General features: G+C 70.4%; 22 protein-coding genes, 1 pseudogene and 1 riboswitch. Of the genes and pseudogenes, 12 read left to right on the top strand and 11 right to left on the bottom strand.

All coding sequences use genetic code 11. From position 1 onward, the window contains the following. Window positions 1-14: 14 nt before the first annotated feature. Window positions 15-548: a hypothetical protein gene (locus KUA19_RS40965; RefSeq protein WP_217405243.1), complete on the bottom strand. Its 534-nt coding sequence runs from the start codon at window positions 546-548 to the stop codon at window positions 15-17. Window positions 549-819: 271 nt separating this feature from the next. Here KUA19_RS40965 and KUA19_RS40960 point away from each other — a divergent pair. Beyond that, window positions 820-951, top strand: a pseudogene (locus KUA19_RS40960) (IS5-like element ISAs34 family transposase); the annotation flags it as partial. Window positions 952-976: 25 nt separating this feature from the next. Beyond that, entirely contained in the window at window positions 977-1204 is a 228-nt protein-coding gene (locus KUA19_RS40955; RefSeq protein ID WP_217405242.1) for a hypothetical protein, read from the top strand. 27 nt (window positions 1205-1231) lie between these two features. Here the strand turns inward: KUA19_RS40955 and KUA19_RS40950 are convergent, their stop codons facing one another. Continuing rightward, window positions 1232-1711 carry a hypothetical protein gene (locus KUA19_RS40950; protein ID WP_217405240.1) on the bottom strand — a complete coding sequence of 160 codons (480 nt, stop codon included), beginning with the start codon at window positions 1709-1711 and terminating at the stop codon, window positions 1232-1234. A gap of 341 nt (window positions 1712-2052) precedes the next feature. Here KUA19_RS40950 and KUA19_RS40945 point away from each other — a divergent pair, with 341 nt between their 5' ends. Beyond that, window positions 2053-2586, top strand: a complete 534-nt coding sequence (locus KUA19_RS40945) for a hypothetical protein (protein WP_217405238.1) — start codon at window positions 2053-2055, stop codon at window positions 2584-2586. Window positions 2587-2725: 139 nt separating this feature from the next. Next, window positions 2726-4798 (top strand): NPCBM/NEW2 domain-containing protein, encoded by a 2073-nt coding sequence (locus KUA19_RS40940; protein ID WP_308167934.1) that lies wholly within the window; start codon window positions 2726-2728, stop codon window positions 4796-4798. Between the two features lie 116 nt (window positions 4799-4914). Here KUA19_RS40940 and KUA19_RS40935 read toward each other — a convergent pair whose 3' ends face one another. Both KUA19_RS40935 and KUA19_RS40930 read right to left on the bottom strand, forming a co-directional pair. Further along, window positions 4915-5727 carry a hypothetical protein gene (locus KUA19_RS40935; RefSeq protein ID WP_217405235.1) on the bottom strand — a complete coding sequence of 271 codons (813 nt, stop codon included), beginning with the start codon at window positions 5725-5727 and terminating at the stop codon, window positions 4915-4917. A 146-nt stretch (window positions 5728-5873) separates the two neighbouring features. Beyond that, entirely contained in the window at window positions 5874-6275 is a 402-nt protein-coding gene (locus KUA19_RS40930) for a helix-turn-helix domain-containing protein (protein ID WP_217405233.1), read from the bottom strand. A gap of 95 nt (window positions 6276-6370) precedes the next feature. Here KUA19_RS40930 and KUA19_RS40925 point away from each other — a divergent pair, with 95 nt between their 5' ends. Continuing rightward, window positions 6371-7036: an NAD(P)-dependent oxidoreductase gene (locus KUA19_RS40925; RefSeq protein WP_217405231.1), complete on the top strand. Its 666-nt coding sequence runs from the start codon at window positions 6371-6373 to the stop codon at window positions 7034-7036. 136 nt (window positions 7037-7172) lie between these two features. Here KUA19_RS40925 and KUA19_RS40920 read toward each other — a convergent pair whose 3' ends face one another. The 3 genes from KUA19_RS40920 to KUA19_RS40910 all read right to left on the bottom strand — a co-directional run bounded on the left by KUA19_RS40920 (window position 7173) and on the right by KUA19_RS40910 (window position 12044). After that, window positions 7173-8951, bottom strand: a complete 1779-nt coding sequence (locus KUA19_RS40920; protein ID WP_217405230.1) for an ABC transporter ATP-binding protein — start codon at window positions 8949-8951, stop codon at window positions 7173-7175. Then, the gene (locus KUA19_RS40915; RefSeq protein WP_217405228.1) at window positions 8948-10861 is read right to left on the bottom strand and encodes an ABC transporter ATP-binding protein; all 1914 of its coding nucleotides are present in this window, start codon (window positions 10859-10861) and stop codon (window positions 8948-8950) included. The genes KUA19_RS40920 and KUA19_RS40915 overlap by 4 nt, the downstream gene beginning before the upstream one ends. Window positions 10862-11057: 196 nt before the next feature. Beyond that, a complete protein-coding gene (locus KUA19_RS40910; RefSeq protein ID WP_217405226.1) occupies window positions 11058-12044 on the bottom strand; it encodes a twin-arginine translocation signal domain-containing protein in 987 nt (328 codons plus the stop codon). A gap of 212 nt (window positions 12045-12256) precedes the next feature. Here KUA19_RS40910 and KUA19_RS40905 point away from each other — a divergent pair, with 212 nt between their 5' ends. From KUA19_RS40905 to KUA19_RS40880, 6 genes are read left to right on the top strand one after another with little or no spacing between them, the layout of a single operon-like run. Then, window positions 12257-13318 carry a LacI family DNA-binding transcriptional regulator gene (locus KUA19_RS40905; RefSeq protein ID WP_308167933.1) on the top strand — a complete coding sequence of 354 codons (1062 nt, stop codon included), beginning with the start codon at window positions 12257-12259 and terminating at the stop codon, window positions 13316-13318. 1 nt (window position 13319) lies between these two features. Continuing rightward, window positions 13320-14897 carry an FAD-dependent oxidoreductase gene (locus KUA19_RS40900; RefSeq protein WP_217405224.1) on the top strand — a complete coding sequence of 526 codons (1578 nt, stop codon included), beginning with the start codon at window positions 13320-13322 and terminating at the stop codon, window positions 14895-14897. 29 nt (window positions 14898-14926) lie between these two features. Further along, a complete protein-coding gene (locus tag KUA19_RS40895) occupies window positions 14927-16207 on the top strand; it encodes an ABC transporter substrate-binding protein (RefSeq protein ID WP_217405222.1) in 1281 nt (426 codons plus the stop codon). After that, entirely contained in the window at window positions 16204-17097 is an 894-nt protein-coding gene (locus KUA19_RS40890) for a carbohydrate ABC transporter permease (protein ID WP_217405221.1), read from the top strand. The genes KUA19_RS40895 and KUA19_RS40890 overlap by 4 nt, the downstream gene beginning before the upstream one ends. After that, complete coding sequence (locus tag KUA19_RS40885) at window positions 17087-17917, top strand: carbohydrate ABC transporter permease (RefSeq protein ID WP_217405219.1); 831 nt, start codon at window positions 17087-17089, stop codon at window positions 17915-17917. Before KUA19_RS40890 ends, KUA19_RS40885 begins: the two co-directional genes overlap by 11 nt. 4 nt (window positions 17918-17921) lie before the next feature. Then, window positions 17922-18878 (top strand): acetylxylan esterase, encoded by a 957-nt coding sequence (locus tag KUA19_RS40880; RefSeq protein ID WP_217405217.1) that lies wholly within the window; start codon window positions 17922-17924, stop codon window positions 18876-18878. A gap of 53 nt (window positions 18879-18931) precedes the next feature. Here KUA19_RS40880 and KUA19_RS40875 read toward each other — a convergent pair whose 3' ends face one another. Further along, entirely contained in the window at window positions 18932-19987 is a 1056-nt protein-coding gene (locus KUA19_RS40875) for a hypothetical protein (protein WP_217405215.1), read from the bottom strand. A 187-nt stretch (window positions 19988-20174) separates the two neighbouring features. Between KUA19_RS40875 and KUA19_RS40870 the strand changes: the two genes are divergently transcribed. Continuing rightward, complete coding sequence (locus KUA19_RS40870) at window positions 20175-23228, top strand: AfsR/SARP family transcriptional regulator (protein ID WP_217405213.1); 3054 nt, start codon at window positions 20175-20177, stop codon at window positions 23226-23228. On the opposite strand, the gene KUA19_RS40865 is transcribed toward KUA19_RS40870, so the two are convergent. The 3 genes from KUA19_RS40865 to KUA19_RS40855 all read right to left on the bottom strand — a co-directional run bounded on the left by KUA19_RS40865 (window position 23225) and on the right by KUA19_RS40855 (window position 26041). After that, complete coding sequence (locus KUA19_RS40865; RefSeq protein WP_217405211.1) at window positions 23225-23746, bottom strand: Calx-beta domain-containing protein; 522 nt, start codon at window positions 23744-23746, stop codon at window positions 23225-23227. The two genes, KUA19_RS40870 and KUA19_RS40865, sit on opposite strands and share 4 nt — an antisense overlap. A 168-nt stretch (window positions 23747-23914) precedes the next feature. After that, a complete protein-coding gene (locus KUA19_RS40860; protein WP_217405209.1) occupies window positions 23915-25069 on the bottom strand; it encodes a phosphoribosylaminoimidazolecarboxamide formyltransferase in 1155 nt (384 codons plus the stop codon). Between the two features lie 33 nt (window positions 25070-25102). Continuing rightward, window positions 25103-25187: riboswitch (ZMP/ZTP riboswitch) on the bottom strand. 62 nt (window positions 25188-25249) lie between these two features. After that, the gene (locus KUA19_RS40855) at window positions 25250-26041 is read right to left on the bottom strand and encodes a hypothetical protein (protein WP_217405207.1); all 792 of its coding nucleotides are present in this window, start codon (window positions 26039-26041) and stop codon (window positions 25250-25252) included. Window positions 26042-26207 lie beyond the last annotated feature (166 nt).

The following is a 26207-nucleotide window of genomic DNA, read 5'->3' as shown; positions in this document are numbered from 1 at the left end:
CCCCAGGCCGTGGCCTACTCCTCGAACCACGCCACCAGCCGGACGTTCTCTTCGCCGTGCACACCGGCCAGCACTTGCATGACCGTCCAGACCGAATGCCAGATGCCGTCGGAAGGAACGAGGTCACGACGTCGGGCTCGGCGGACGCGGAACACCGTGTCGCCGACGTGCCACTCGGTGCCCTCGTCCCATAGGTCAGCGACCCGGTCGGGATCGACCTCGAGCGTGTCGACCCCCGCCGCCCGCCCGAATTTCCGACTCCACACGTCCTCGCGGACGAGGACCAGGGCGTCACCGACCCGGCGATATTCGGCGACATCGGTCGCACGCCGCAGCGCGGGCTCGTCCCAGTCGATCGCCTCGACCTCCGGCCAGGAGATCCAGGTGACACCGAACGCCGCATCGCCCCAGGCGCTCAGTTCAGACCTGAACTGTTCCGACGGAGTGTCGGGAAGGCCGCGGGCGGCGGCGACAGGCAGCCACGACCCGGTACTACGCACTCCGAACAGGCAGTCGAACGCGGCGTAGTCGCGGGTGATGCCGAGCATTTCGAGACTGATCGCCGCGTACCAGGCCGTTTCGCCGACCGGGAGTCCGGCGCCCCAGGTACGGCACTCGACGAATCCGTGGATACTTGTTCCCACGGCCGAGATTGTCGCAGGTCAGTCCGTTCACCCTCGACCCGCGCCCAGCGAATCCTGTCGGCGACGCTGCGTCGTGAGGCGGGTCGTTGGTTGGGCGGTTGGTGGTGGCCGACCGGGTGCTGAAGTTCTCGACCTGCCACTACGAACTCGACGTCGTCGCGGCTGGTCGAGGTTGGGACGGCCACGCACCCGGCCGGGACGGCTGCCGGCCGACAAGGCGTACACGGCCAAGAAGATCCGCGCCGAGCTGCGCCGGCGCCGTATCGCGGCGGTTATTCCCGATACGGGGGGGGGACGACGCGGTCACGTATCCGCTCGCACCGGAGTCCGCCATGGCGGCTGACACGGCCGATGTCGTCTGCATCGAGTGGCCCGATGACGACCCGGTCTGGCCGCGGTCCTGCTCCAGCTGGCAGATGATGGCCCGGTACGGCCAGTACATCGTGTGCGTGCGGCTGGACCGCAGCGGGTTGCCGAAGGAGTCCTTCCTCCGGATGGCGCAGGAGGTCGACAGCCGCCTGGACCGGGTGCTCCAAGGTGAGCGACGATCGAGCCGGTGACGAGAACCCGCCGTCGCGGTTCCCACATCAGCCTCCGCAGCCGACAGCGACCTTGATGATCTGCAGTTCGCCGCGGTCGAACCGGTCCTGATCGGTCGCTGACAAGTCCAGTTGCAACCTGTTGAGCTGCTGGTGCACGCTCAATCCGCAGTGCGGCCAGGCTGACGGCAGCGATGTGCTCGCCAAGCTCCGCTCGAACTCGGTGTCGACCCGCTGCGCAGGAGGCAGCAGCGCCAGCGTCACCCCGGGCGCGTGCACCATCGACAGCGGGTCGCCGGTGGCGGGGCCGAGGTAGTACCTTCCGACCACCGAGGTTGACTCGGTGTACTCCTTCTCCATCGAGTACCCCTCGACCTCGACCTCATCGAGGTATGAGGCGGCCAGCCGCTGTTCGGCCGACGAGTACCGCAGGTACGGCCAACCGATGGCCCAGCACGACCACAGCGCGAACGCTCCGACTACCAGCAGCGCCGCCATCCGCAGTCGCCGCCGTCCGCCCGTCAGCAATTGAGCACTCCATCTCCGTAGAGCCACTGGTCGGCGGTCGGCCACCAGCGCTTCACCCCGCCAAGACGGTTGATCGCTCCGTCGCCGCGGCCGGCGCCGCCGGCTGAGCATCGCTCAGGTTCGCGCGAACTATACGCGCCGGACGAACAGGGCCATGATCCGCGAGACACCACCTCGGAATGTCCGCTCATCACGACCGGCTCCTCAGCATCACCTCGGACGGGCCTCCGCCAAGTGCTTGATGTGGGCTGCTCGCTGCCTAAGCAGCCCACACGGGTATGGGCCGGCTCACGACCGCACCGAGCGTGGCGGGCCTGGGTGGGTCACGCCATAATTCCCCGGTGTTGGTGATTCAGCGGATCCGGGTGACGTGGCGGGCGGACGAACGTGGTGCCGCCCACGCCGACCTGCGGCGGCAGGTGCCCAAGGTCCTGCCCCTGCCCGAGGAGATGCCCGATGACGCCGTGGTCGTTCACGACGTGGTCGCGAGCTCACTGGACGGCTACCGGTTCTCCGAGCGGGTCCGGTCCGGTGACAGGGCGGCGTACGCCCTGTCACTCGACCTGAGCAGCGCCGACGGCGGCGTCACGGTGCACCTGGCGCACAGCTCGGCGGTGTATCCGCGATCCGGTGCACCGCGGCGCCTGTTCACCCTGTCGCCCGGCGAGACGGCGCTCTACCTCGCCAATTTCCGGTTCCGCGGCTGCCAGTGCTCCGCGAGCTGGTGGTACGAGGACTGGACGATCAACGTCGCCCACGCCGCCGCCAGGTCGGATGTGTTCCTCGGCCGCACCCCGCACCATCTGGCCGATCATCGCGTCAACCTCTACGGCGGCCACCACCCGAAGCGCACCGGGTCTGTGCGGCGGCGGTAGGGCGAACACGCCGGAGTAGCGCCCGGTAGAACGTTATTGCGATCTTCGATGGGTGGGGAGTACAACCGATTCACCGTGTTCGATATCAGAAAAACGCGCTATGTCGCCATCGAACACACTCCGTCCCCAAGGAGTACTCGTGCGCAGACTCGCTCTCCTGCTCGCGGTCGCGCTGACCGCGGCGATCGCCCCGGTTGGTCCGCCCGCCCAGGCGTCCACCCCGGTGGTCCAGATCACAGCCCCCACGATGGGCTGGAACAGCTGGAACCGGTTCGGCTGCAACATCGACGAGAACCTGATCCGAGCCACCGCCGACGCGATCGTGGCCAAGGGCCTCGACACCGCCGGCTACCGGTACGTCAACATCGACGACTGCTGGATGGCGTCCACGCGTGACGCCCAGGGCAAACTCCGGTCCGATCCGACCCGCTTCCCCTCCGGCATCGCGTCTCTGGCCGCGTACGTACACGGCAAAGGTCTGAAGCTCGGCATCTACTCCTCGGCGGGCACCGCGACCTGCCAGGGACTTCCCGCGAGCCTCGACCACGAGGTCGTCGACGCGCAGACCTGGGCGTCGTGGGGCGTCGACCTGCTGAAGTACGACAACTGCAACAACCAGGGACGGCCCGCGATCGAGCGGTACAAGGCCATGGGCGACGCGCTGAAGGCGACCGGCCGCCCGATCGTCTACAGCCTGTGCAACTGGGGCCTGGACACACCGTGGATCTTCGGGCCGAACGTGGGCGGCAGCATGTGGCGCACCACCGACGACATCAACGACTCGTGGAACAGCATGACCAGCATCCTCGACCAGCAGGCCGGGCTCGAGCCGTTCGCGCGAAAGGGCGGGTTCAACGACCCGGACATGCTGGAGGTCGGCAACGGCGGCATGACCACCACCGAGTACACGGCGCACTTCAGCCTCTGGGCGCTGCTCAACGCGCCGCTGCTGCTCGGCAACGACCTGCGCTCGGTCAACGACACCACCCTGGGCATCGTCCGCAACGCCGACGTGATCGCCGTGGACCAGGACTGGGGCGGCTCGCAGGGGCGGCGCATGCGCGACGACGGCGAGACAGAGGTCTGGGCCAAGCCGATGTCGGACGGCTCGGTCGCGGTGGTCCTGTTCAACCGCACGGCCGCCACGGCCACGGTCACCACCAGCGCGGCCGAACTCGGATTGGGCGGGTCGTCGAGCTACAACCTGAAGAACCTCTGGACCGGCGCCACCTCCACCAGCAGCGGGTCGATCTCGGGCAGCGTCGCCTCGCACGGCGTGGTCATGTACCGGGTGAGCCGGTCCGGCACCACCCAGACCGCCCCGGCGGCCGGGACATACCAGGTCGGTGACATGACCTGGCTGGCCTCGACCAACCGGTGGGGCCCGGCCGAGCGCAACCGCTCCAACAAGGAGCAGGCGGCCGGGGACGGCACCACGCTGACCATCAACGGCACCACCTACGCCAAGGGCGTCGGCGTCCACGCCGAAAGCTCGGTGCACCTCTGGCTGGGCCGGGCCTGCCCGCTGTTCACCGCACAGGTGGGCATCGACGACGAGGTCAGCGACGCGCGGGCGGGCGTACGGTTCCAGGTCTACGGTGACGGGAAGCTGCTGGCGTACACCGATGTCAAGACCGCGAGCCAGGGCGCTACCACGCTGACCGTCCCCACCGCCGGATACGCGACGTTGGAGCTGCGGGCAAGCGACGGCCACAACGGTATCGACTACGACCACGGCGACTGGGGCGCCGCCACGCTCACGTGTACCGCCGCCGGTTCGGGGTCGAACGCCGGCGACCTGACCTGGGCCTCGTCGAGCAACGGGTGGGGCGCGGCCGAGCGCGACCAGTCCAACGGCGAGACCGCGACCGGTGACGGTGTCGTGCCGGTGGTCGGCGGCGTCAGCTACGTCAAGGGCGTCGGCACGCACGCCAACGGCGACGTGGCGCTCACGCTCAACGGCACCTGCCAGCGCTTCACCGCGGTGGTCGGAGTCGACGGCGAGGTGACCTCGGCGGCGGCGAGCGTGGTCTTCTCGGTCACCGCGGACGGGGTCACGCTCTGGACGAGTCCCACACTGCGCGCCGGCACGGCCGCCACAGTGGACGTGGGCGTGGCCGGTCGGTCCACCCTGCATCTGGTCGTCACCGACGCCGGTGACGGCAACGCCTACGATCACGGCACCTGGGCCGGGGCGCGGCTGAGCTGCTGAGCCCTCGTCGCACCGCCACGGCGGGCATGCCTGGGCGCCGTCGGCCATCACGATGACGCCGCGCGGGTGCACCACCGCCCCCCGTGACTCGGCTCGAGTCACGGGGGGCGGTCGCGTCACGGGGTGACGTCGGGAAAGTTCCGCACCGGGCACGTGTTCGGGGTCGCCGGGTCCACCAGCTTCAACGCGTGCGCTATCCCGTCGGCGGGCACCTGCGGCAGCTCGGGTTCCCGGTCGTCGACGAGCACCAGGGCATGCCATCCGGTGGCGGTGGCCGTGTACTTCGTACACCCGTCGATGACCGCCACCGACTGGCCGGACGCCGCGGCGGTCCGGTTGCGGACGTAGGTGGACGGCGTACCCGCCGTGCTCTTGAGCAGATAGAGGTGTTGTCCCGCGGTGGGCGTGGTGGCCCAGAAAGCCTGACCCGTCGTGAGCCAGATGTCGGCGATGGAGACGATGTCGTCGTCGGCGAGGACCACGAAGGCGAGGTCCGGATCGGATGGCCCGGTGCTGCCCGGATGTGTGATCGCCGGAAGCACGATCGTGGTCGCCCCGGTCTGCCGCTGGACCGAGTAGGTCCCCGACCCGCTGTAGGCCGTGACCGTCGCCAGGTAGCGGCCGATCGGCCGGAACCCGCTGTTGGAGTTGACCGCGATGAAGTCGGTGCGGCCGGTGCCCTGCGTGCTGGTGCCCAGGGCGACACCGCCGCCGGAGAGCGCGAGGTCGAAGTCGGCGTTGCTCGGTGACTGCAGCGCCACCACCGACCAGTAGGTGTTGGTGGTGCTGTAGGTGTAGGACTCCGGTGTGCTCGACAGGGTGACCGAGTCGTTGGACAGCGGCACGGACGCCGCGGCGACGCCTGGCATGGCCAGCACCAGCAAGCCGGCGGCGCCGGCGGACAGGATGGCGAGACGACGAAGGGACATGGTTCCTCCACGGGGTGATCACCGCGACGGTAACCCCAAAAACAATCTCCAGGCTGTCGGGTAGCCGATCAGACCGCGTCTTGGTCAGCCACTCCGATCAGGACCGTCGGTGGCGGATCTTCGCCCGCAGTCGGTGAGACGCGCGGTCAGGGCAGGTGGGCGCGCATCCAGGCGCGGCAGCTCTCCGCGTCGCCATGGCCGCAGACGGCCAGATGCCGCAGCAGGGCCTCGGCGGTGCGCAGCAACGCGATCTTCTCGATCACCTCGGGCAGCTTGCCCGCCGCGTAGCGTGCCCGCTGCCCCGGATCGGGTGCGTCGAGGATCAGCATTATCTCCTCGACGCTGGCGCCGAGCGCCTGGCACATCCGGATCATCTCGGCGCGGTCCAGGTCTGCGGGCTGGTACCGGCGATGGCCGTTGACGAGCCGACCCGGCACCAGCAGCCCTTCGGCGTCCCAGTAGCGCAGCGTGGTCGCCGGTACGCCCGAGCGGACGGCGAACTCCGCCACGGTCCACTGGGCGGCGGTCGGCACGGGCGGATGGGTCACGGTGCGCTCCCGCTCGCTTGACTTCGAGTCGGCTCGAAGGTGTGGCATGCACGGTAGCCCACGCACAGGCGGTGGGCCCAAGGGTGAGGAGACCCATGTCCACTCGTATCACCGTGCTCGGCACCACCGGCCGGGTCGGCGCTCTCGTCACGCGGCAGGCCCTGGACCGGGGCTGGCTGGTGACCGCCCTGGTCCGCGACGCGGCCCGCCTGCCCGCCGAGCTGCTCGGCCGGGGCGGACTGCGGGTCGTGGTCGGGCAGGTCGACGACCCGGCGGCCGTGGCGGAGGCGACGACTCCCGCGCCGGACGCGGTCGTCGTCGCCGCCGGGGTCCGCTACCGGCGCGGCCATCCGTGGAGCGGCGTCGACGGCCGCTCCGATGTCGTGCCCGCCGCGGTGGGCACACTGTTGGGCGTCGTCCCGCCCACCACGAGGCTGGTGCTGCTCAGCGCGGTGGGCGTGGGCGAATCGTGGCAGCGGCTACCGTGGATCGCCAGAGCCGTCACCGCCACGAGCTCGCTTCCGACGGCGTACCGGGAACTCGGCGAAGCCGAACGAATGCTGGCCGCGGCGGCCCATCCGACGACCGTGATCCGTGCGGTGACGCTCACCGACGATCCGGGCAGCGGACGGCCGGTGGACGCGACCGGTCGGCCGCTGCGCGGCAACCCCAAGGTGGCCCGGACGGACGTGGCCGCGATGCTGCTGAATCGTGCCGCCGAACCGCACCGGGACTCGCGCGTCCTGGTCGCGGCGGCCTGACCGACGTCGGAAACACGTCGGCGTCCGGAGCGGTGGCACCGTTCCGGACGCCGACGCGCTTCAGACCGGTGTCGGGCTCAACCCGCAGCAGGCGGCGGTGGGGAAGTCCGCTGCCGCCGGGCCCGACCGTCGGCCGTCAGGACACCGCATACGCTCGTGCCTGCAGTTGGTACAGCTCCGCGTAGGTGCCGCCCGCCGCCATGAGTTGGTCGTGCGTGCCGGTGGCCGCGACCCGCCCGTCCTCCACCACCACGATCAGATCGGCCATGCGTACGGTGGAGAACCGGTGCGACACGTACACGGTCACGGCGCCGTGGGCATCCTGTGCTCGCGCGGCGGCGGCGAAGCGTTCGAACAGGGAGTGCTCCGCCATCGGGTCGAGCGCTGCCGCGGGCTCGTCCAGCACCAGCAGGGACGGGCGGTCACGGACCAGCGTGCGCGCCAGCGCGATGCGCTGCCACTGGCCGCCCGACAGCTCGGCGCCGCGGGCATACCGCGAGCCGAGGATCGAGTCGAGTCCGTCGGAGAGGCCGTCGGGCAGCTCGGCGAGGTCGGCTCGGGCCAGGCTTTGACGCACGGCCGCATCGGGAGCGGGCTGCGGCCCCTCGCAGGCACCGACGCCGACGCTTTCCCGCAGTGCCAGCTCGATTCGGGCGAAGTCCTGGAACAGGGCCGCCACGGTGCCGTCCCCTGGCGTGCCCGCGTCGACCTCGCGACCGCCGAACCAGATCCTGCCCGCGGTGGGCTGATACAGGCCGCACAGCAGTTTGACCAGGGTGCTCTTGCCGGCGCCGTTCTCTCCCACGATCGCGACGATGGTGCCGGGTGCCAGGTCCAGCTCGATGTCCGACAGCACCGGGCGTTCGGCGCCCGGATACCGGTATGCCACGTCGCGCACCACGATCCCCGACTCGGGCCCCGGCGGAGCCGAGGCGGGCGGGCGCGGCTCGGTCTGCTGCGGTTCGGCCAGTCGGTCGATCCGCTTGAGCGTCATACCGGTCTGCTGGAGCACCGACAGCAGGCTCACCGCGGCGGTGATCTGCAGGGTGGTCTGCACCGCCAGAGCCAGGACCAGCACGAAGTCACCGATGGTGGCGGTGCCGGTCGCCAGCTGCTGGAACACGAGCAGCAGCGAGGCCGCGTAGCCGACGGAGAAGGCGAGCTGCCCGGCGCCCCGGGTCAACGCCGCTCGCAGTTGCCCGCGCCACAGCCGGCTGGTGGCGCCATCCCAGGCCGCCGCGTGCCGCGCCAAGACGTCGTCGTGCATCCCCAGCAACCGCAGCTCCAGGAGCGTCTCCGATGTCGTGGCCAGGCGTAGGAAGTGCTGGGATCGTCGGGTGTGCTCGGCCGCGGACTGCTGCGCGGCGTCGAGGAGTCGCTGGGCGCGGGCGCCGGCCACGACCAGGAATATCGCCAGGCACGGCATGAGGACCAGGATCGGATTCAGCGTCACCAACAGGGCCGTGCCGATGGCGAGCTGCACCACCAGCCCGCCGAAGCGCAGGGTGGACTCGAGCGCGTTGCTGATCTTCCAGGTCTGCGACTGGGCGACCTGGAGGTCGTCGTGGTAGTCGGGCTGCTCCTGGCGGGCCAGTGGCACCTTGGCGTTGGCGGCGGTGATCAGCCGGTGATGCAGGTGGTTCTGTGCCAGTTCACCGAGCTCGAAGTAGGACATGTGCGCGAAGTGCTGGCCCATGAGTTCCAGCACCAGAAGGGCCGCGAGCAGGACGCCGACGACCGTGGCCTGGGTGGTCTGCCCGGCGAGCAGGGCGTCGGTGAGCTCCCGCAGCCCGACCGCGACCAGAGGTGTCGCGACGAAGCCCGCACCGAGCAGGAGCATCGCTCTGAGCAGTTTCGCGCGGTCCATGCGCCAGGCCATGGACAGCAGATCGGCGGCGGCGCGAAGTGTCTTCACCGCTGCCCTCCTGACGTCGCCGCGTCCGAGAACCGGTCCGCCTGGCTGCGGAACATCGCGGCGTAGGTCCCCGGTCGCGACATGAGCTCCTCATGGCTGCCGTATTCGCTGATGCGGCCGTCCTCCAGGACCGCGATCGCGTCGGCGCGCCGGACGGTGGAGAATCGGTGGGAGATCACCAGCGTCGTCAGGCCTTCCGTCAGTTCGAGAAACCGGTCGTAGAAGTCGATCTCCGAGCGGACGTCCAGTTGCGCCGTCGGCTCGTCCAGCACCAGCACCGTCGCTCCTTTCTCGACCGCGTAGAAGGCTCTCGCCAGCGCCACCCGCTGCCACTGCCCGCCGGAGAGCCCGGTGCCCCCGGCGTACTCCGGTGACAGCACCGTGTCCAGGCCGTCGGGCAGCGACTCGACGATTTCGAGGGCGTTGGCACGGCCAAGGGCGCGGGTCATCGCAGCCGGGTCCTCGGGTGCGTGGACCGCACCGAGCAGCAGGTTCTCCCTGAGACTGAGATCGAAGCGGACGAAGTTCTGGAAGATGACCGCGACCTCGCGGCGCCAACCGGCGCCGTCGAGCTGCGCCAGCTCGCGGCCGTCCACCGTCAGCCGGCCGCCGGTCGGCGGGTATCCCCCGGTCAACAGCTTGACCAGGGTGGTCTTGCCCGCACCGTTGACGCCGACGATGGCGGTCGAACGCCCGGGCGCCAGGATCAGATCGAGGCCGCGCAGCACCTCCCGATCGGCTTCGGGGTAACGGAAGCGGACGTCGGAGAACCGGATCTCGTGGCTGTCGCCGGTGACCGCGGCCGAGGACGACGGTGACGGTGACGGCGACGGCGACGGCGACGGCGACGGCGACGGCGACGGCGACGGCGACGGCGACGGCGGACCCTCGTCGGCGCGCACCAGCTGACGGTATTCCTCGATCTGCTGCTGGAACTGCAGGCCGTACTGCGTCTGTACGTCGCATTCGGGGAAGAACACGCCGAAGCGCAGCGGGACCAGGACAGCCTGCACCGCGACCGCGAGCACGACCACGCCGTCGGCCGCCGAGTAAAGGCGGGTCAGCATCGTGAAGGCGGCCACCGCCACGATGAGGCCGATGCCGCTGTAGCTGAGGAACGGCCGGAAGAACACCGCCCGACGGCGCCGCCACAACCCGCCGAGGTAGGTGCCGGCCTCCGACTGGTGGCGCCGGATGAGCCAGGGCAGCAGCCCGAGAACGCGGATCTCCTTGGCGGTGGCGGCTTCGGTCCCGAGCGACTGGAGGTAGCCCATCCGCTGGCGTGCCGGGCTGAGGCGTTTCCACTCCTCGGTGTAGCGGTCCAGTGAGCCGCGGTTGCCGCGCCGGATCGCCAATGCCCCCGCCAGCAGAGCTCCGGCCACCAGCCAGGAGACGGTCAGTCCGACCAGCGCCACCGCGCTGACGAGTTGCAGGTACCGGGCGGCGAGCTGAGGTAGCGCGGCGGCGCCCACCCCGGGGGTGGGGAAGTTGTGCAGGAACGCGTTGCTGATCTCGGTCACGGACGACCTCGCCTGGTCGCTCTCGACTCGCGCCAGTGGCGCCCGCATGGCGCTGGATACCAGGGTCTGCAGCGCGCGGCGGTCGATGCGGCGGGCGGCCAGCGAGGCCAGCGCCTCCTGGAACGGGGCGATGAGCTGGAGCACGGCCAGCGCCCCGAAGGCGAGCAGCAGGTTCGCGCCGGCGCGGGAGACGACGTCGGCCAGGCCGCGTACGGCATCGGCGTCGGCTGCGGTGAGGTCGTACATGGCCCTGGCCATGGCCACGACGAAAACGGTGGGCAGCAGGCCAGTCAGCAACGACAGGGCGGCCGTCGGCACCACCACCGCGGGCCCGGCCAGTCGCAACGATGCCGTCAGCCGCCACCAGGCGCGGATCCGGTCCCTGAGCATCAGTCGCACTGTCCATTCCGTCCGCGCGGTGCCGCATCCCCCGTCAGGCGCGGATGGCGAACTCTGCCGGATTCCTACACGGCTCAGGCTTCGCGCGCACGTTATTTCTCGACATCTGTGGATGTGCTCCCACCGTGCCGTATCCGTGGGCGCCGGCGGTGGTGCCGACCGCCGGCGCCCACGGATCGTGCGGCGGTCAGACCGCGCGGGCGACCGCGATGGTGCCGTCGAGGCGGGGGCCTGCCTCGTAGAACATGTACTGCACGCCGCCGTCGGTGCCGAAGGACGGGGCGGCGCTGCGGCCGCGGTCGGGGGCGCCGTCCATGGCGTAATGGAACACCCCGAGGTGCACCTCGCGGTCGAAGCTGTTGCCGACCTCGGTGAGGTACATGTCGCCGCCGTTGCCGTGGTAGACGACGTACGCGGTGTCGTTGCGCTTGAGCAGGTACGGGGCGGCGATGTCGGTCTGCCCGTCCGGGCCCGGGGTGACCAGCGGGGTGGGGTCGTAGGACCAGGTCTTGCCGTCGTTGGACCAGCCCCAGAAGATCTTGCGGGTGCCGCCGGTGACGCCCATGAACACCATCACGTACTTGTTGCCCAGCCCCGGCACGGCGTGCTCGAACACCCGGGCGTACGACGTCTCGGTGGCGCCCGGGATGACGCCGGTGTGCAGCACCCGGCCGTAGTAGGTGAAGTTGACGCCGTCGGTGGACCAGGCCATCCGGGTGGTGTCGTTCTCGCCGTGGAAGTACAGGTAGAACTTCGAGTTCGCGGCGTTCCAGATGACGTGCGGCGACGAGACGTGACTGACCGAGTAGTGCGGTGACCACACGTTCGCCACGATCGGGTTGTTCGGGTACTCGGTGAACTGACCGCCCAGGGAGTTGCCGTAGGCCAGGCAGATGCCGCCGGGGCTGTCGTGCGGGGCGTAGTAGAGGTAGTACCTGGCCAGCGGGGCGGCGAGCTTGTCGTACACCCCGCGGATGCACGGGAAGATCAGCTCGTTGGTCGGGTTGTAGCGCAGGTTGGCCTTGGTGAACGGGGTCCCGATGTACTGGTACGTCGGGAAGCCGGCCGGGGCGGCGTGGGCGGTGCCGCCGAGGAGCGTGGCCGCGCCGAGCCCGCCGGCCGCCACCGCGGCGGTGCCCTTGAGGAGCTGCCGCCGGTTGAGGGACGGGTTCATCGGTGGTGCCTCCTGTCAATGGAGTTAACCGAAAGTAACCGGAAGTCTGGGTGGCGGTGCGCGGGCGCGTCAAGGGGCTAATACGAATTAGTTCAGGAGATTTGATCGACTTCAATTTGTTCGCGAAGGCTTGACGAACGAAGGGTGCGGCAGCAACATGTCATCTCACCGAAACAACTAATGCGCATTAGCCCGAGGATTGGACACGTACCGTGACCGGAGCCGCCCGCAGGCGGGTGACCCAGCAGGACATCGCCCGGATGACCGGGGTCAGCCAGGCCACCGTCTCGCTCGTGCTCAACGGGCGCGCCGAGGACAGCGTGAAGCTGTCGGCCGAGACCCGGGAGCGGGTGCTGCGAGCGATCGCCGAGACCGGCTATGTCGCCGACCCGATCGCCCGGCGCCTGGCCGCCCGACACAACCGCATCCTGGGCGTGTTCACCTACGAGCCGGTGTTCCCCAGCGCCAACAGCGACTTCTATAACCCGTTCCTGGTCGGCATCGAGCAGCAGGCCGAGCAGCTCGGCTGCGACCTGCTGCTGCTGACCAGCGCACCGGTGGTCGACGGGCAGCGCCGCATCTTCCACCAGGACAACCGGCTGCGGCTGGCCGATGGCAGCATCCTGCTCGGCCGCTCGCTGGACCGTTCCGACCTGGCCCGACTGCTGGCCGAAGAGGTGCCGTTCGTGTCGATCGGCCGCCGCGACGACGCGGGCGGGCCGGTGCCCAGCGTCGGCGCCGACTACCCGGCGGCGGTCGCGGCGCTGGTGCGCCGGGCGGTGGAGCTGGGCCACGACCACCTGGCCTACCTGGGTCAGGGCGCCGGGCCCGAGTCCTGGGCCGACCGCATGCGCGGGTTCCGTACCGCGGTCGAGGGCGCCGGAGTCACCGGCGTGCACTACCCGACCCGCGAACCCTCCGGTACACCCGACGAGGCGACCGAGCCGGGCCGGGACCTGGTCGCGGCGCTGGACGCGGCGCTGGCCGCCGGGGTGACCGCAGTGCTGGCCGAGGAGCACGCCGACGGGGTGGCGCTGCACGAGCTGGCGCGCTCACGTGGGGTGCGGCTGTCCATCGCCACCCTCGGCGAGCCGACCCGGGCCGCACCGGCCACCGAGACCGAGTTCACCAGCCTGCGGATCCCCCGGCAGGCGATGGGCGCCCAGGCCGTCGAGGTCCTGATGGCGGTCATCGAGGGCACGCCCGGACCGCGGCAGCGCCTGCTGCCGTGCGAGCTCGTGCCCGGCACCACGCTCATCGAAAGAGGTAACTGACATGCGGGCTGAGATCCTGGTCGTCGGCGGCGGCCTGGGCGGCGTCGCGGCGGCGCTGGGCGCCCTGCGGGCCGGTCGCCGGGTCGTGCTCACCGAGGAGTACGACTGGCTGGGCGGCCAGCTGACCAGCCAGGCCGTCCCCCCGGACGAGCACAGCTGGGTCGAGCAGTTCGGGGTGACCGCGAGCTACCGCACCCTGCGCGAGGGCATCCGCGACCACTACCGGCAGCACTACCCGCTGACCCCGGCGGCGCGGGCGTGGCGCGAGCTGAACCCCGGCGGCGGGCACGTCAGCCGCCTGTGCCACGAGCCCCGGGTGGCGGTGGCGGTGATCGAGGCGATGCTGGCGCCGTACCGGTCGTCGGGGCGGTTGACGGTGCTGCAGCCATACCGGCCGGTGGCCGCCGACGTCGACGGCGACCGGGTCGGCGCGGTGACGGTGGAGCACCGCCGCACCGGCGAGCAGATCACCATCGAGGCCGCGTACGTGCTGGACGCGACCGAGACCGGCGAGCTGCTGCCGCTGACCGGCACCGAGTACGTGACCGGATTCGAGTCGGCCCACGACACCGGCGAGCCCAGCGCCCCCGACCAGGCGCAGCCGATGAACATGCAGGCCGTCTCGGTGTGCTTCGCGGTCGACCACGTCGACGGCGACCACACCATCGACAAGCCCGCGCAGTACGACTTCTGGCGCGACTACCGGCCCGACTTCTGGGGCGACCGGCTGCTGTCGTTCCGCTCCCCCAACCCGCGCACGCTGGCGATCAGCGAGCGCACCTTCACCCCGAACCCCGACGACGACCCGCTGTCGGTCGTCGCGGACCAGCGGTTGAGCCCCGGCGACGGCAACCTCTGGACGTTCCGGCGCATCGCGGCCCGCAAACTGTTCGCGCCCGGCACGTACGACAGCGACATCTGCCTGGTCAACTGGCCGATGATCGACTATTTCGAGGGGCCCGTCATCGACGTGCCGGACGCGGCGGAGCACCTGGCCAACGCGCGGCAGCTGTCGCTGTCGGTCCTCTACTGGCTGCAGACCGAGGCCGGATTCCCCGGACTGCGGCTGCGCGGCGACGTCACCGGCAGCTCGGCCGACGGACTGGCGATCGCGCCCTACATCCGCGAGTCGCGGCGGATCCGGGCCGAGTACACCGTGGTCGAGCAGGACCTGTCCCTGGCCGTACGCGGCGACAAGGGCGCGGTGTCCTACCCCGACGCGGTCGGGGTCGGCATGTACCGCATCGACCTGCACCCCTCCACCGGCGGCGACAACTACATCGACGTCGGGTCCTGCCCCTTCGAGATCCCGCTCGGCGCGCTGATCCCGCGCCGGATGGAGAACCTGCTGCCCGCGGGCAAGAACATCGGCACCACCCACATCACCAACGGCTCGTTCCGGCTGCATCCGGTCGAGTGGAACGTCGGTGAGGTCGCGGGAGCGCTGGCCGCGTACAGCCTGCGGTACGAGACCACGCCGCGAGGCGTGCGCAACAGCCCCGAGCTGCTGTCGGGGTTCCAGGCACAGCTGGTCCGCGACGGCGTTGAGCTGCGCTGGCCCGATGTGTCCGGTTACTGAGTGTTCCGGCTTATGGAGTTGGAGTGAAGATGAGAATACGCGGTCTGCTCGCCGGTGCCACCGCCGGTCTGCTCGCGCTCGGTCTGGCCGCCTGCGGCGCTGACGAGCCCGAGGCGTCGACCGGACCGGTCTCGCTGCGGATGACGGTGTGGACCTCCAACGAGGCGCACCTGAAGCTGTTCAACGAGATCGCCGACGCGTACAAGGCGAAGAACCCCCGGGTCACCGAGATCAAGTTCGATCCGATCCCGTTCGAGAGCTACACCACCACGCTGACCACGCAGATCGCCGGGGGCAACGGCCCTGACCTGGCGTGGGTACTGGAGAGTTCGGCACCGGACTTCGTCAGCTCCGGCGCGCTGCTGCCGCTGGACGACACCCTGGCCAAGGCCGACGGCTACAACACCGCCGACCTCAGCCCCGCCGCCACGAACCTGTGGAAGAACGAGGGCAAGCTGTACGCGTACCCGTTCAGCACCTCGCCGTTCGGCGTGTTCGTCAACAACGACCTGCTCACCGCCGCCGGTCAGCCCACCCCCGCGCAGCTGATCGCCAAGGGCGAGTGGACCTGGGACAAGGCGGTGGCCGTCGCCTCCGCCGCGCACGCCAAGAACGGCAAGGGCGGCCTGGTCGTCCGGGACTTCGACTACAAGACCTGGGACAACCTGGCCACCGTGTGGACCGGCTGGGGCGCGCAGGCCTGGAGCGCCGACGGCAAGACGTGCGGGTTCGACCAGCAGCCGATGGTCGACGCGATGACGTTCCTGCACAAGGCGATCTTCACCGACCAGGCACTGCCGGGTCCGGGCACCTCGGCCGACTTCTTCGCCGCTGACGCCGCCATGACCATCACCCAGATCTCGCGGGCCTCGCTGCTCAAGGAGGCCAAGTTCGGCTGGGACCTGGTGCCGCTGCCCGCCGGGCCCAAGGGCGCCTACTCGGTGATCGGGCAGGCGGGTCTGGGCGCGCTGCGCAAGGGCAAGAGCCCCGACGTCGCCGCGGACTTCCTGGCCTTCTTCACCAGCCCGGCGAACTCGGCGAAGCTCGCGGCGTACTTCCCGCCGCCGCGCACCTCGCTGCTGACCGCCGACACCCTCGCCAAGACCAACCCGTTGCTCAAGCCCGAGCAGCTGCAGTCTGTCGTCATCAACGGCATCAGCACCGGCGTGGTCAAGCCCAGTCACAGTGGCCAGGCCGAGATCGCCCAGGCGGTCCGGTCCGCGCTGGACCCGCTGTGGAAGGCCGACGCCGACGTCAAAACGGTGCTCGGCGGGGTCTGCACCGCGATCAACCCCCTGCTGAGCAAGTGAACCGACCCTTCTGGACCGGTAGCCGGCGCGACCACCTCGCCGGCTACCTGTTCATCGCCCCGCAACTGGTCGGGTCGGTGCTGTTCGTCTTCACCCCGCTGGCGCTGACCGTCTGGTACAGCCTGCACGAGTGGAACGTGCTCGCCGACACCTTCACCTTCACCGGCACCGACAACTACCGGGCGCTGCTGGACGACCCGCGCCTGGGTGACGTGCTGGCCGCGACCGGGCTGTTCTCGGTCGGCCTGGTGGTGCTCAACCTGACCCTGGCGCTGCTGCTGGCGGTGCTGCTCAACCAGCGGCTGCGCGGCACCACGTTCTTCCGTACCGTGTTCTTCTCTCCCGTCGTGGTGAGCCTGGTCGCCTGGACGATCGTCTGGGGCTTCCTGCTCCAGGACGACGGCGGCATCAACGGGCTGCTCAAGGCGGTCGGCGTCGACGGACCGAACTGGCTGCGGGAGGGCGGCACCGCGATGGTGTCGGTGATCGTGGTGCAGGTGGTCAAGAACGTGGGCTTGAACATGGTGCTGTTCCTGGCCGCGCTGCAGGGCGTGCCCGGCAGCCTGTACGAGGCGGCCACCGTCGACGGGGCCAGCCGGTGGCGGCAGTTCCGCAGCGTGACCGTGCCGATGATCAGCCCGACCATCCTGCTCACCTCGATCATCACCGTGGTCGGGTCGCTGCAGGTGTTCGCCCAGATCGCGGTGCTCACCCAGGGCGGCCCGGGGACCTCCACCACGGTGCTCGTCTACTACCTGTACCAGCAGGCGTTCCAGTTCCATCACTTCGGCTACGGCGCGACGCTGTCGGTGCTGCTGTTCGCCATCGTGCTGCTGCTGACGGTCGTGCAGTGGCGCATGCGCAGGAAGTGGGTCTTCCATGAGTCGTAGGGCCAAGACCGCGGTCTACGGCGTGCTGTGCCTGCTGGCGCTGCCGTTCCTGTTCCCGACCTGGTGGATGCTGACCTCGTCGGTCAAGCCGGTGAGCGAGATCTTCGCGTTCCCGCCGACGCTGTGGCCCGACACGTTCAGCTTCGACGCCTACCGGGAGGCGTTCACGCTGCAGCCGTTCGCGCGGCAGTACTTCAACAGCATGTACATCGCCGCGCTGGTGACGGTCGGGACGCTGGCGGTGTCCTCGCTGGCCGGGTACGCGTTCGCGCGCATCCGGTTCCGGGGCGCGAACGTGCTGTTCCTGGTGGTGCTGACCGGGCTGCTCATCCCGAGCGAGGTCACCATCGTGCCGCTGTTCCAGATGTTCCACCGCTGGGGCATGGTCGACACGCACTGGCCGCTGATCCTGGTGCCGATCCTGGGCGCGCCCAGCGTGCTGGCCACGTTCATCATGCGCCAGTTCTTCCTGGCGCTGCCGTACGAGCTGGAGGAGGCGGGCCGGGTCGACGGGCTGGGCCGGTTCGCCGTGTTCGGTCGCATCGCGCTGCCGCTGGCCCGCCCGGCCCTGGGCGCGGTCGCGATCTTCACGTTCCTGCACAGCTGGAACCTCTACCTGGAACCGATCGTGTTCCTGTCCTCGGCGGAGAAGTTCACGCTGCCGCAGGCGCTGACCCAGTTCGTCGACGCGTACGGCGGCCCGATGTGGGACGTGCAGCTGTCGGCCGCGTCGATGACCGCGCTGCCGGTGCTGGTCGTGTTCGTCATCGCGCAGCGGCAGTTCATCGAGGGTCTGGCCCACACCGGGGTGAAGGGCTGAGGCGATGCCGATCACCGAACCGGACCCCGAGGCCTACCACAGCACGCTGCGGGCGCCGGACGACTTCGACGAGTTCTGGGCGCGGACGCTGGCCGAGGCCGGGTCGCGGCCGCTGGAGGCGGTCTTCACCTCCGCCTGGCGGCGGACCGTCGAGGTGTACGACGTCGGCTTCGCCGGGTTCGGCGGCGACCCGGTCAAGGCGTGGCTGGCCGTGCCGAAGGGCGCGGCCAGCCCGCTGCCCTGCGTGGTGGAGTTCCCCGGCTACGGCGGCGGGCGGGGGCTGGCCCACCAGTGCCTGCTCTACGCCGCCGCCGGATACGCGCACCTGTTCCTGGACGTACGCGGCCAGGGCAGCGGGTGGCGGCACGGCCATACCCCTGATCCGGCCGGGTCCGACCCACACTTCCCGGGATTTCTCACCCGCGGGGTGCTCGACCCGCACCACCACTACTACCGGCGGGTGATCACCGACGCCGTCCGGGCCGTGGCCGCGGCCCGGACCCATCCGCTGGTCGATCCGGACCGGGTCGCGGTCACCGGCGAAAGCCAGGGCGGCGGCCTGGCTCTGGCCGTCGCCGCGCTGGTGCCCGACCTGGTCGCGGCTGCGCCGGACGTCCCGTTCCTGTGCGAGATGCGCCGGGGCGCGCAGCTGGCCACCGCCGGGCCCTACCCGGAACTGGCCGCCTACCTCGGCGTGCACCGCGACCGCGAGCGGCAGGTGTTCCATACCCTCTCCTATTTCGACGGAGTGCTGTTCGCCGATCGGGCCCGCGTCCCAGCCCTGTTCAGCGTGGCTCACATGGACGCCAGCTGCCCGCCGTCAACCGTGTACGCCGCCTTCCACCGCTACGCCGGGCCCAAGGCCATCGAGGTGTATCCGTTCAACGGACACAAGGGCGGCGAGGCGGTGCAGGACGCGGCCCGGCTGGACTTCTTCGACCGCGTCTTCGGCCTCACCTGAGCGATGGCGGCGACCCCGGCCCGGCAAGGGTCGCCACCATCGCGGCGTCGCGCCTATTCCTGTCCGACGGTGACGTCGTACCGGACGCCGCCGATGTCGGTCGGCTGCGCACCGGCCTGGCCCGGACCGAACTGGGTGACCGTGATCGGGAAGACGGTCGTCGTCGGCTGGGCCGCGGTGAACATCAGCAGCACCTGCGGCCGCTCACCCGGGTTGATGGTGATCCCGGCGATCCGCGCCTTGGCCAGGTCGAGGATCGCGATCTTCGTACCGCCGATGCGCTGGATCCCGGTGCCCTTCGCACCTGCCTGCACCCAGCGCTGGAACAGCTGCGCACCGAGGTCCACCACGACCTTGCCGCCGACGGCCGCGAAGTGCCGGTCGGCCCCCTCGCCGAAGACGAGATCGTTGGCGGTCGGCACGCCCGCCACGTTGCCGATGGCGAACGGCACGGTCGTGCCGGAGCTGGAGCTGGTGACGACCGGGATCGGGGCCACGTTGTGCCACGAGATGTTGTTGTTGGCCGTCGTGTTGGCCACCGTGTTCGGACCCTCGAAGGTGAACGGGTCGGTCGGCGACACCCACCGGCTCAGCAGGCAGAAGTGGGCGCCCGGGGCCGGACCGTCGTCGGGTACGTTGATCCACGGGATGGTGATCGTGGTGACGCCCGGCGCCGCGGTCACCGCGACCGCGCCGATCGAGGTCCAGTCGGTCGGCCACTGGGCCGCGCCGCCGAGCAGCGTCCAGTAGACGTTCATGACACCGGTGCTGACCCCGCTGCCGTACGGCCCGGGATTGTTCAGGGTGATGAAGATGTAGGCCGTGCCGCCCACGGTCAGGGGCTGGTCGGCGGCGCAGCCGAGCGCGGTCGCGCAGACCTTGATGTCGGGGCTGGCCCAGAACGGCAGCGCCGACGGGTTGGGCTCGATGCCGATGTCGCCGACCTGGTCCCGGGTATAGGCGTCGGTGCGGCCACTGGCGGTCGGTTGCGCGCCGCCGCTGCCGGCCACGGCGACGCCCGCCGCCGAGATGACCACCAGGGCGGTCAGCGCGGCGCCGATGACCAGTCGCAGACCTGATCGACGCTTCGGCCGATCCGCTGTGTTCATGGAGATCCTCCTGCCGTGTGCCGCGTCGGCGGACGCCAACGCATTGGCAGACTCCTATCAGTCGGCGACTGTCATCCGGCTGCGAGATGGTTGTCGCATTTATCGATCACGACCTATTCTCGAAATGGAGATCGTTGGTCATGACTGTCTCGCGTCCGGGGCGCGAGCGGACGCGAAGGAGGCTTCGATGCCACCGACCGGATCCGCTCCGACCGAGCCGCCGCCGCGCATCCGGCTTCTCGGCCCGATCGAGGTGACCGGACCCGCCGGACCCGCCGTGTTCACCGGCAACCGCCAGCCCGCGCTGGTGGGACTGCTGGCGCTCGGTGCGCCCGACACGGTCTCCCGGACGTGGCTGGTCGACGGCCTGTGGGGCGACGAACCGCCGCGTACGGCCGTGAAGACGCTGCACAGCCACATCGCGCGACTTCGGCAGGCACTCGACGACTGCGGACTCGTCGATCTGGTGCACACCAACGACTCCGGCTACCAGCTGGCCATCGATCCGGCCGCCGTGGACACACACCGCTTCGAACGCGAGGTGCGACTGGCACGCGGCGAACTGGCCGAGGGCGCCGACCCGGCAGCCGTCAGCCGACTGCACCGCGCGTTGGACCTGTGGCGTGGCGACGCCTTCGCCGGTGCCGAGGCGTACGGCTGGGCGGCGGGCGAACTGGTCCGACTCGAGGAGGTGAGGCTGGCCGCCCTGTGCGACCTCTGGGAGGGCGAGCTGCGCCTGGGCCGACACACGGTCGCCGTCGGCGAGCTGCAGCGCCTGCTGACGCGGTATCCGTTCCACGAGCGCCTGGTCGGACTCGCACTGCTCGCGCTGTACCGGTGCGGCCGGACCACCGACGCGCTCAACCTCTACCACCTGCTTCGGGTCCACCTCCGCGAGGAGCTGGGCGCCGAACCCGGCTCGGAGCTGGCTGTCCTGTATGTACAGATGCTGCGCCGCGATCCCGCGCTCGACCACCACGGGCCGCCAACCGTACCGGTAACGTCGCCGCTCACTCGGCCTCGCCCCCGTCCGGCCGAGCTCCCCGGCTCGGTCGGGCACTTCATCGGCCGTCGCGCTGAGCTCGCGCAACTGGACGCCGTCGTCGCCGACCCCGACGTCCGGGTCGTGGTGATCTCCGGCGCGGCAGGCATGGGCAAGACCGCGCTGGCCGTCCAGTGGGGCCATCGTGCCGCCGCGGACTTCCCCGACGGGCAGGTGTTCCTCGACCTGCGCGGCCACGACCCGGCCGTGGCGATGCCCCCGGCCGAAGCGCTGGCCCACGTGCTGACCAGCCTCGACCAGCCCGATCGGGGCAGCCCGGCCGACGAACCCGACCGCGTGGGCCTGTACCGCTCACTGACGCGCGATCGACGGATGCTGATCCTGGCCGACAACGCCGGCACCGTCGCGCAGATCCTTCCCCTCGTACCGGCGAACACCGGCACGCTGCTGGTGGTGACCTCCCGCCACCGGCTGACCGCGCTGAAGACCCATCACGCGGTCAAGGTGATCGACCTCGACGCGCTGCGCCCCGACGAGGCGCTGAATCTGCTCGACGCCGTGCTGGGTACCCAGCGGCTGGCCCGAGAGCCCGACAGCGCCGTCCGGCTGGTCGAGCTGTGTGACCGCATGCCGCTGGCCCTGCAGATCGCGGCGGCCAAGCTGACCTCCCGACCGATGCGGGACATCGCCGACCTGACCGACGAGTTGACCACCGGCGAGCGGCTCGACGAACTGTCGGTCGAAGGCGACTCCCGCAATCTGCGGGCGGTCTTCGCGACCACGTACGAGGTTCTGGAGCCGGTCACCGCCCGCGTGTTCCGCGCACTGGGCGTGCACCCGGGCACCACCTTCGGCCCCCATCTGGCCGCGGCGGCCGCCGACGTCGCCCCCACCGCGGCCCGGCGCGCACTGGACGAACTGGCCGCAGTCCACCTCGTCACCGAGGTGGCCAACGGCCGCTACCGCTTCCACGACCTCATCCGCCTGTACGCGCGCGAATGCGCCCACCGTGGCGAGTCCGAGCAGGTCCGGGCCGATATCGTGGCCCGGATCCTCGACTGGTACCTCGCCATCGCCGACGCCGCCAACAAGATCGTCGACCGGGGTCGTGACCGGGTCCGCGTCGTGGTCGGTCACCCCCCGGCGACGTTGCCGTTCCGGGCCGAGGCCGACCAGGCGTTGTCCTTCCTCGACGGCGAGCGCGACAACCTGCAGCCGATCCTGACCTGCGCCATGGACCACGGCCGCCCCGACGTGGCCTGGCAGATGACCTACCTGGTCACTGGCTTCTTCGACTCCCGGGGCCACTGGACGCAGCGTATCCAGCTCTGCCGACTCGGTCTGGCCGCCGCCCGAGCCGCCGGCGATCCCGTGGCCGAGGGGTTGATGGGCAGCGGCCTGGGCGTGGCGTACCTGACGACCCGCCGCTTCGACGAAGCGTTGACCACCCTGAATCAGGCGCTGGAGGTGCTGCGGGCGCAGGGTGACAAGCGGGGGGAAGCCCACGTGCGCAACAACCTCGCGGTCACCTACGCGAGCGCCAGACGCTTCGCCGAAGCCGTCGACGCCTACGGTCAGGCCCTGGCGTTGCACCTGGCCGAGGGCAACACGCTGGGCGTCGCACTGACGCTGAGCAACCTGGGTGACGCCTACGTCCGCATGGGCCGCGCCGATCTGGCCCTCGACCATCTCAGTCGCGCGCTGGCCGCCAGCCGCGAGATCGGCAATCCACGGTTGGAGGCCGCGGCGCTGGGCGGCCTGGGCCAGGCCCACCGGGACCGGGGCGAGTGGGACCTCGCCACGGCCCGGTTCCACGACGCGCTGATCCTGCGGCGCCAGGCCGGTGACCGCCGCTATGAAGCCGAGACGCTGAACAACCTCGGCCTCACCGAGTTCGCCCGGCAGCGGTTCACCTCGGCCACCGAACGCTTTCTCCAGTCGCTGGCCCTCAGCCGAGAACTGGCCGACCCGCACCAGGAGGCGATCGCGCTGGCCCACCTCGGGCGCATCGCTCTCGCCGCGGGCGAGGTGACGGCGGCCGGTGAATATCTGAGCCGGGCCCTGGCGGCCCGGGAACTCGCGCCGGACCCGTACGAGGCCGCCGCGATCCACCGCGATCTGGGCCAGCTCGCCGCACGCGCCGGGCGCTCTCCGCAGGCGCGTCACCATCACGAGCTGGCCGTAGATCTCTTCCGACAGGTTGACGCCGTCGCCGCGGCGTCCGCCGACGCCGACTAGGACCGCGACGGTCTGATCGTCACGGTGGCCATCGGTCTGACCAGGCCCGCGCCGGACACCGCGAACAACTCCACGCCGAACGTCCGGTCCTCGTTCAGGGTGGGATTGGGCAGCAGCTGGATCACGATCTCGGCTGAGGTCTGGTTTGGCTGGATGACCAGCGTTCCCGAAGTGACGCCGACGTAGTCGATCCCCGGCTTGGCCGACATGGCGACGGTCCGGAAGTGAGCCGTGACCAGATTGGTGCGCGGCGGTACCCGCAGCACCGGCACCATGCAGCGCGGTGGACCTTCCCAGCAGAGCGTGTCCAGCGGCTGGACGCAACCGGCACAGCCGCTCGGGGTCGGTGACGGGCTGGGAGCCGGTGACGGGCTGAGAATCGGTGACGGGCTGAGAGTCAGCGTCAGGTTCACCGGGCTGATGGGTGCGGTGGCCGGGCGGCCGGGCAGCAGGGCAACTGCCAGCAGCACCGCAGCGGCGGCTGCGGTCAGCAACGGTAGGCGAAGCAGTCGTATCACGGGGCGCCTTTCCTGGCCGCCTCTTCTCGCCGCGGCCGATCCGACGGCGGGTTGGGGACGTCGACGGCCACCGTCAGGCTACGACCGGGTGGTTGTGAATCGGTTGTGACGGCTCGGCGACGAACCGCGACCGGCATGTCCGGTCGGATTCGGCGGTGCGACGGGCACTCAGTGGTGGAACAGCCGCAGTCCGGTGCGCGCCAGCGCGATCTGATACTCGCGGCACGCGTCCTCGACTTCGCTGGCGCGGATCGATCCTCCCGGTTCGGCGATGTAGCCGACACCGTGCCGGTGGGCATGGTCGACGTTGTCGCGGAACGGCAGGGCGCCGTCCGAGACGAACGCCACCTGGGCCAGACCCACCAGCCACTGCGTGCGCTGCAGGTTGGTCAGCTCGGGTGCGGGTGTGGCCAGTACTGTCGACATGCGTCTGTTCTCGTCCGGGGTGAGGTCGCCCTCCACGAAACGGATCTGCCAGTTGATTCGGTCCTGGCGTCGGACCTGTGGCTGGAAGGCGAGGGCACGGACTGCCGGGTGGCGTCGCAGCCACCAGGTGTCGGTCTTCGCGCCGGCCAGGCGAGTGCAGTCCACGCGGGACTGCTGGCCCGCGCCGATCCCCAGGGTCGCCCCGCCGCGCAGGTAGCACACGGAGTTGGACTGGGTGTAGCGCAGAACGACCAAGCCCAGCAGGAGATCCTCCGCAGCCGTCGCGGACAGCGTGCCGCACACGACGTCGTTCAGCAGCGCGGTGGACAGCGTCACGTCGTCGCGCCGCTGGGTCAGCCGTAGGCCGAACACCTCGCGTGCCTCGTGCTGCGGGGGCGGGTAGGTCTCGTCGGCTTCCAGGACCAGGAACCGGCCGTTCTTCTTCCGGCTGAGCGTCGCGACGGTGCCGGGCGCGTAGCCGGGGGCGATGATGCCGTCGCAGACCACGCCGGTCAGCAGTTCGGCGAGTTCGGCGTCGACCGGGTGCGAGACGGCGACGAAATCGCCGTAGGAGGATTTCGGATCGGCATCACGGGCCCGCAGGTAGGCGCTGGTGAGCGCCCCGACGGCGGTGCGGTCGATGCCGTAGAGCTCGGCGATGACGTCATCGACGGGCCCGGCCACCGCGGCTCCGGCAGGCGAGACGTGCTTGAAGGACGTAGCGGCCGGTCGGTGCAGGGCCCGGCTGGCCTCCAGCACCAGTTGCCAGCTGTTGAGCGCGTCGAGCATGTTGATGTATGACGGGCCGCCCTGCAGCACCCGGACCGGCCACCGGCCGGGCCGCACCGGTGCGGTACTCGCCGCCTGCTGCGGGTTGGTTCCGTAACGCAGCTCCACGTCATGCCTCCTGGGTCAGTGGGACATCACTGACGCAGGCGCCCAGGCGGTCGACGCTCACGCGGAAAAGCGGCCGCTCCCCGGTGGTCGTCCACCTTCGCCAGTCGCAGCCGGACCAGATCTTACCCGCGGCAAGAGCTCGGCGAGGGACGGGCGGGCGGTGCCCTTGGCACGGGTGGCTCAGCGCAGACGTGCCACCGTGACCGGGATCAGGCCGTGCCGCCGGGCTTCGGCACGTAGCCGACTCAGCAAGGGCTCCGTGTGCGCCGGGGTGCTGTCGACCCAGTCGACGGACAGGTCGACCGCCCAAGCCGCGTCGCCGTCGACACGACGCAGCGTCCAGGACACCAGCCGGCCGTCCACGGTTCGGCGGGTGCGTCCCGCGACCCCCTGGGCGGCATCGCCCGCGCGGTCGAACGGCGGCATGCGCCAGCCACCGCGCAGCGACGCGAGCCCGTGCTCCGTGAGTTCGCCCGCCAGCAGCAGCCGGTAGAGGCGCTGATCCGCAGTGGCCTGCACCGGCACGAAGCTGGCCGAGGCGGGCAACTCCAGGCCGTCGAGGAAGTGGCGGCGCAGTTGCGGCTCGGTGGGCAGGTCGACGCCGCTCAGCTCCCGGTACGCCGACTGCGCGACCGTCCGACCGACCGGCGCCACCTTGGCTCGCAGCCGGGCGTCGGCGCGCAGGGTGCGGCTGAACGCGGCCGCCGTCCACCAACTGCCTCCGGCTTTGGTCCACCCCGCGCTGTTGAGCCCGGCTGTGGTGCCGTCCGGCCGCAACTCGAACTCTTCGACGACGAGGCCCTCCGGCGACAGGCCACGCTCGACCGCACGACTGCTCGGGAAGACCAGGTAGTAGTCGAGCTGCTCGGCGACTTCGACTGCGACGGGATTTCCGGGCCGGCTCACAACCTCGATGATGCTGTCGAGCCGATGCGGCAGGGGTGGTGACATGCCGGTGACGAACTGTCGCATTTCGATCCTTGACAGTCGCCGCGTGCGGTGCCGCGCCCTCGGGAACCGATGACGTTCCCAATTGGCTGTTCTGTGCGGCCCTGCTCGGCCGCCAGCCGATCGACCAGGGCCGCGGCGTCGGCAATTCGCGGATTCGGCGCCCGAGCGCCAAATTGTCACGTCGACG

Origin of the sequence: Catellatospora tritici (assembly GCF_019083965.1) — a bacterium.
GTDB lineage: Bacteria > Actinomycetota > Actinomycetes > Mycobacteriales > Micromonosporaceae > Catellatospora > Catellatospora tritici.
The sequence above is the reverse complement of the archived record's forward strand: the minus strand, read 5'-3'. Positions and strand labels throughout refer to the sequence as shown.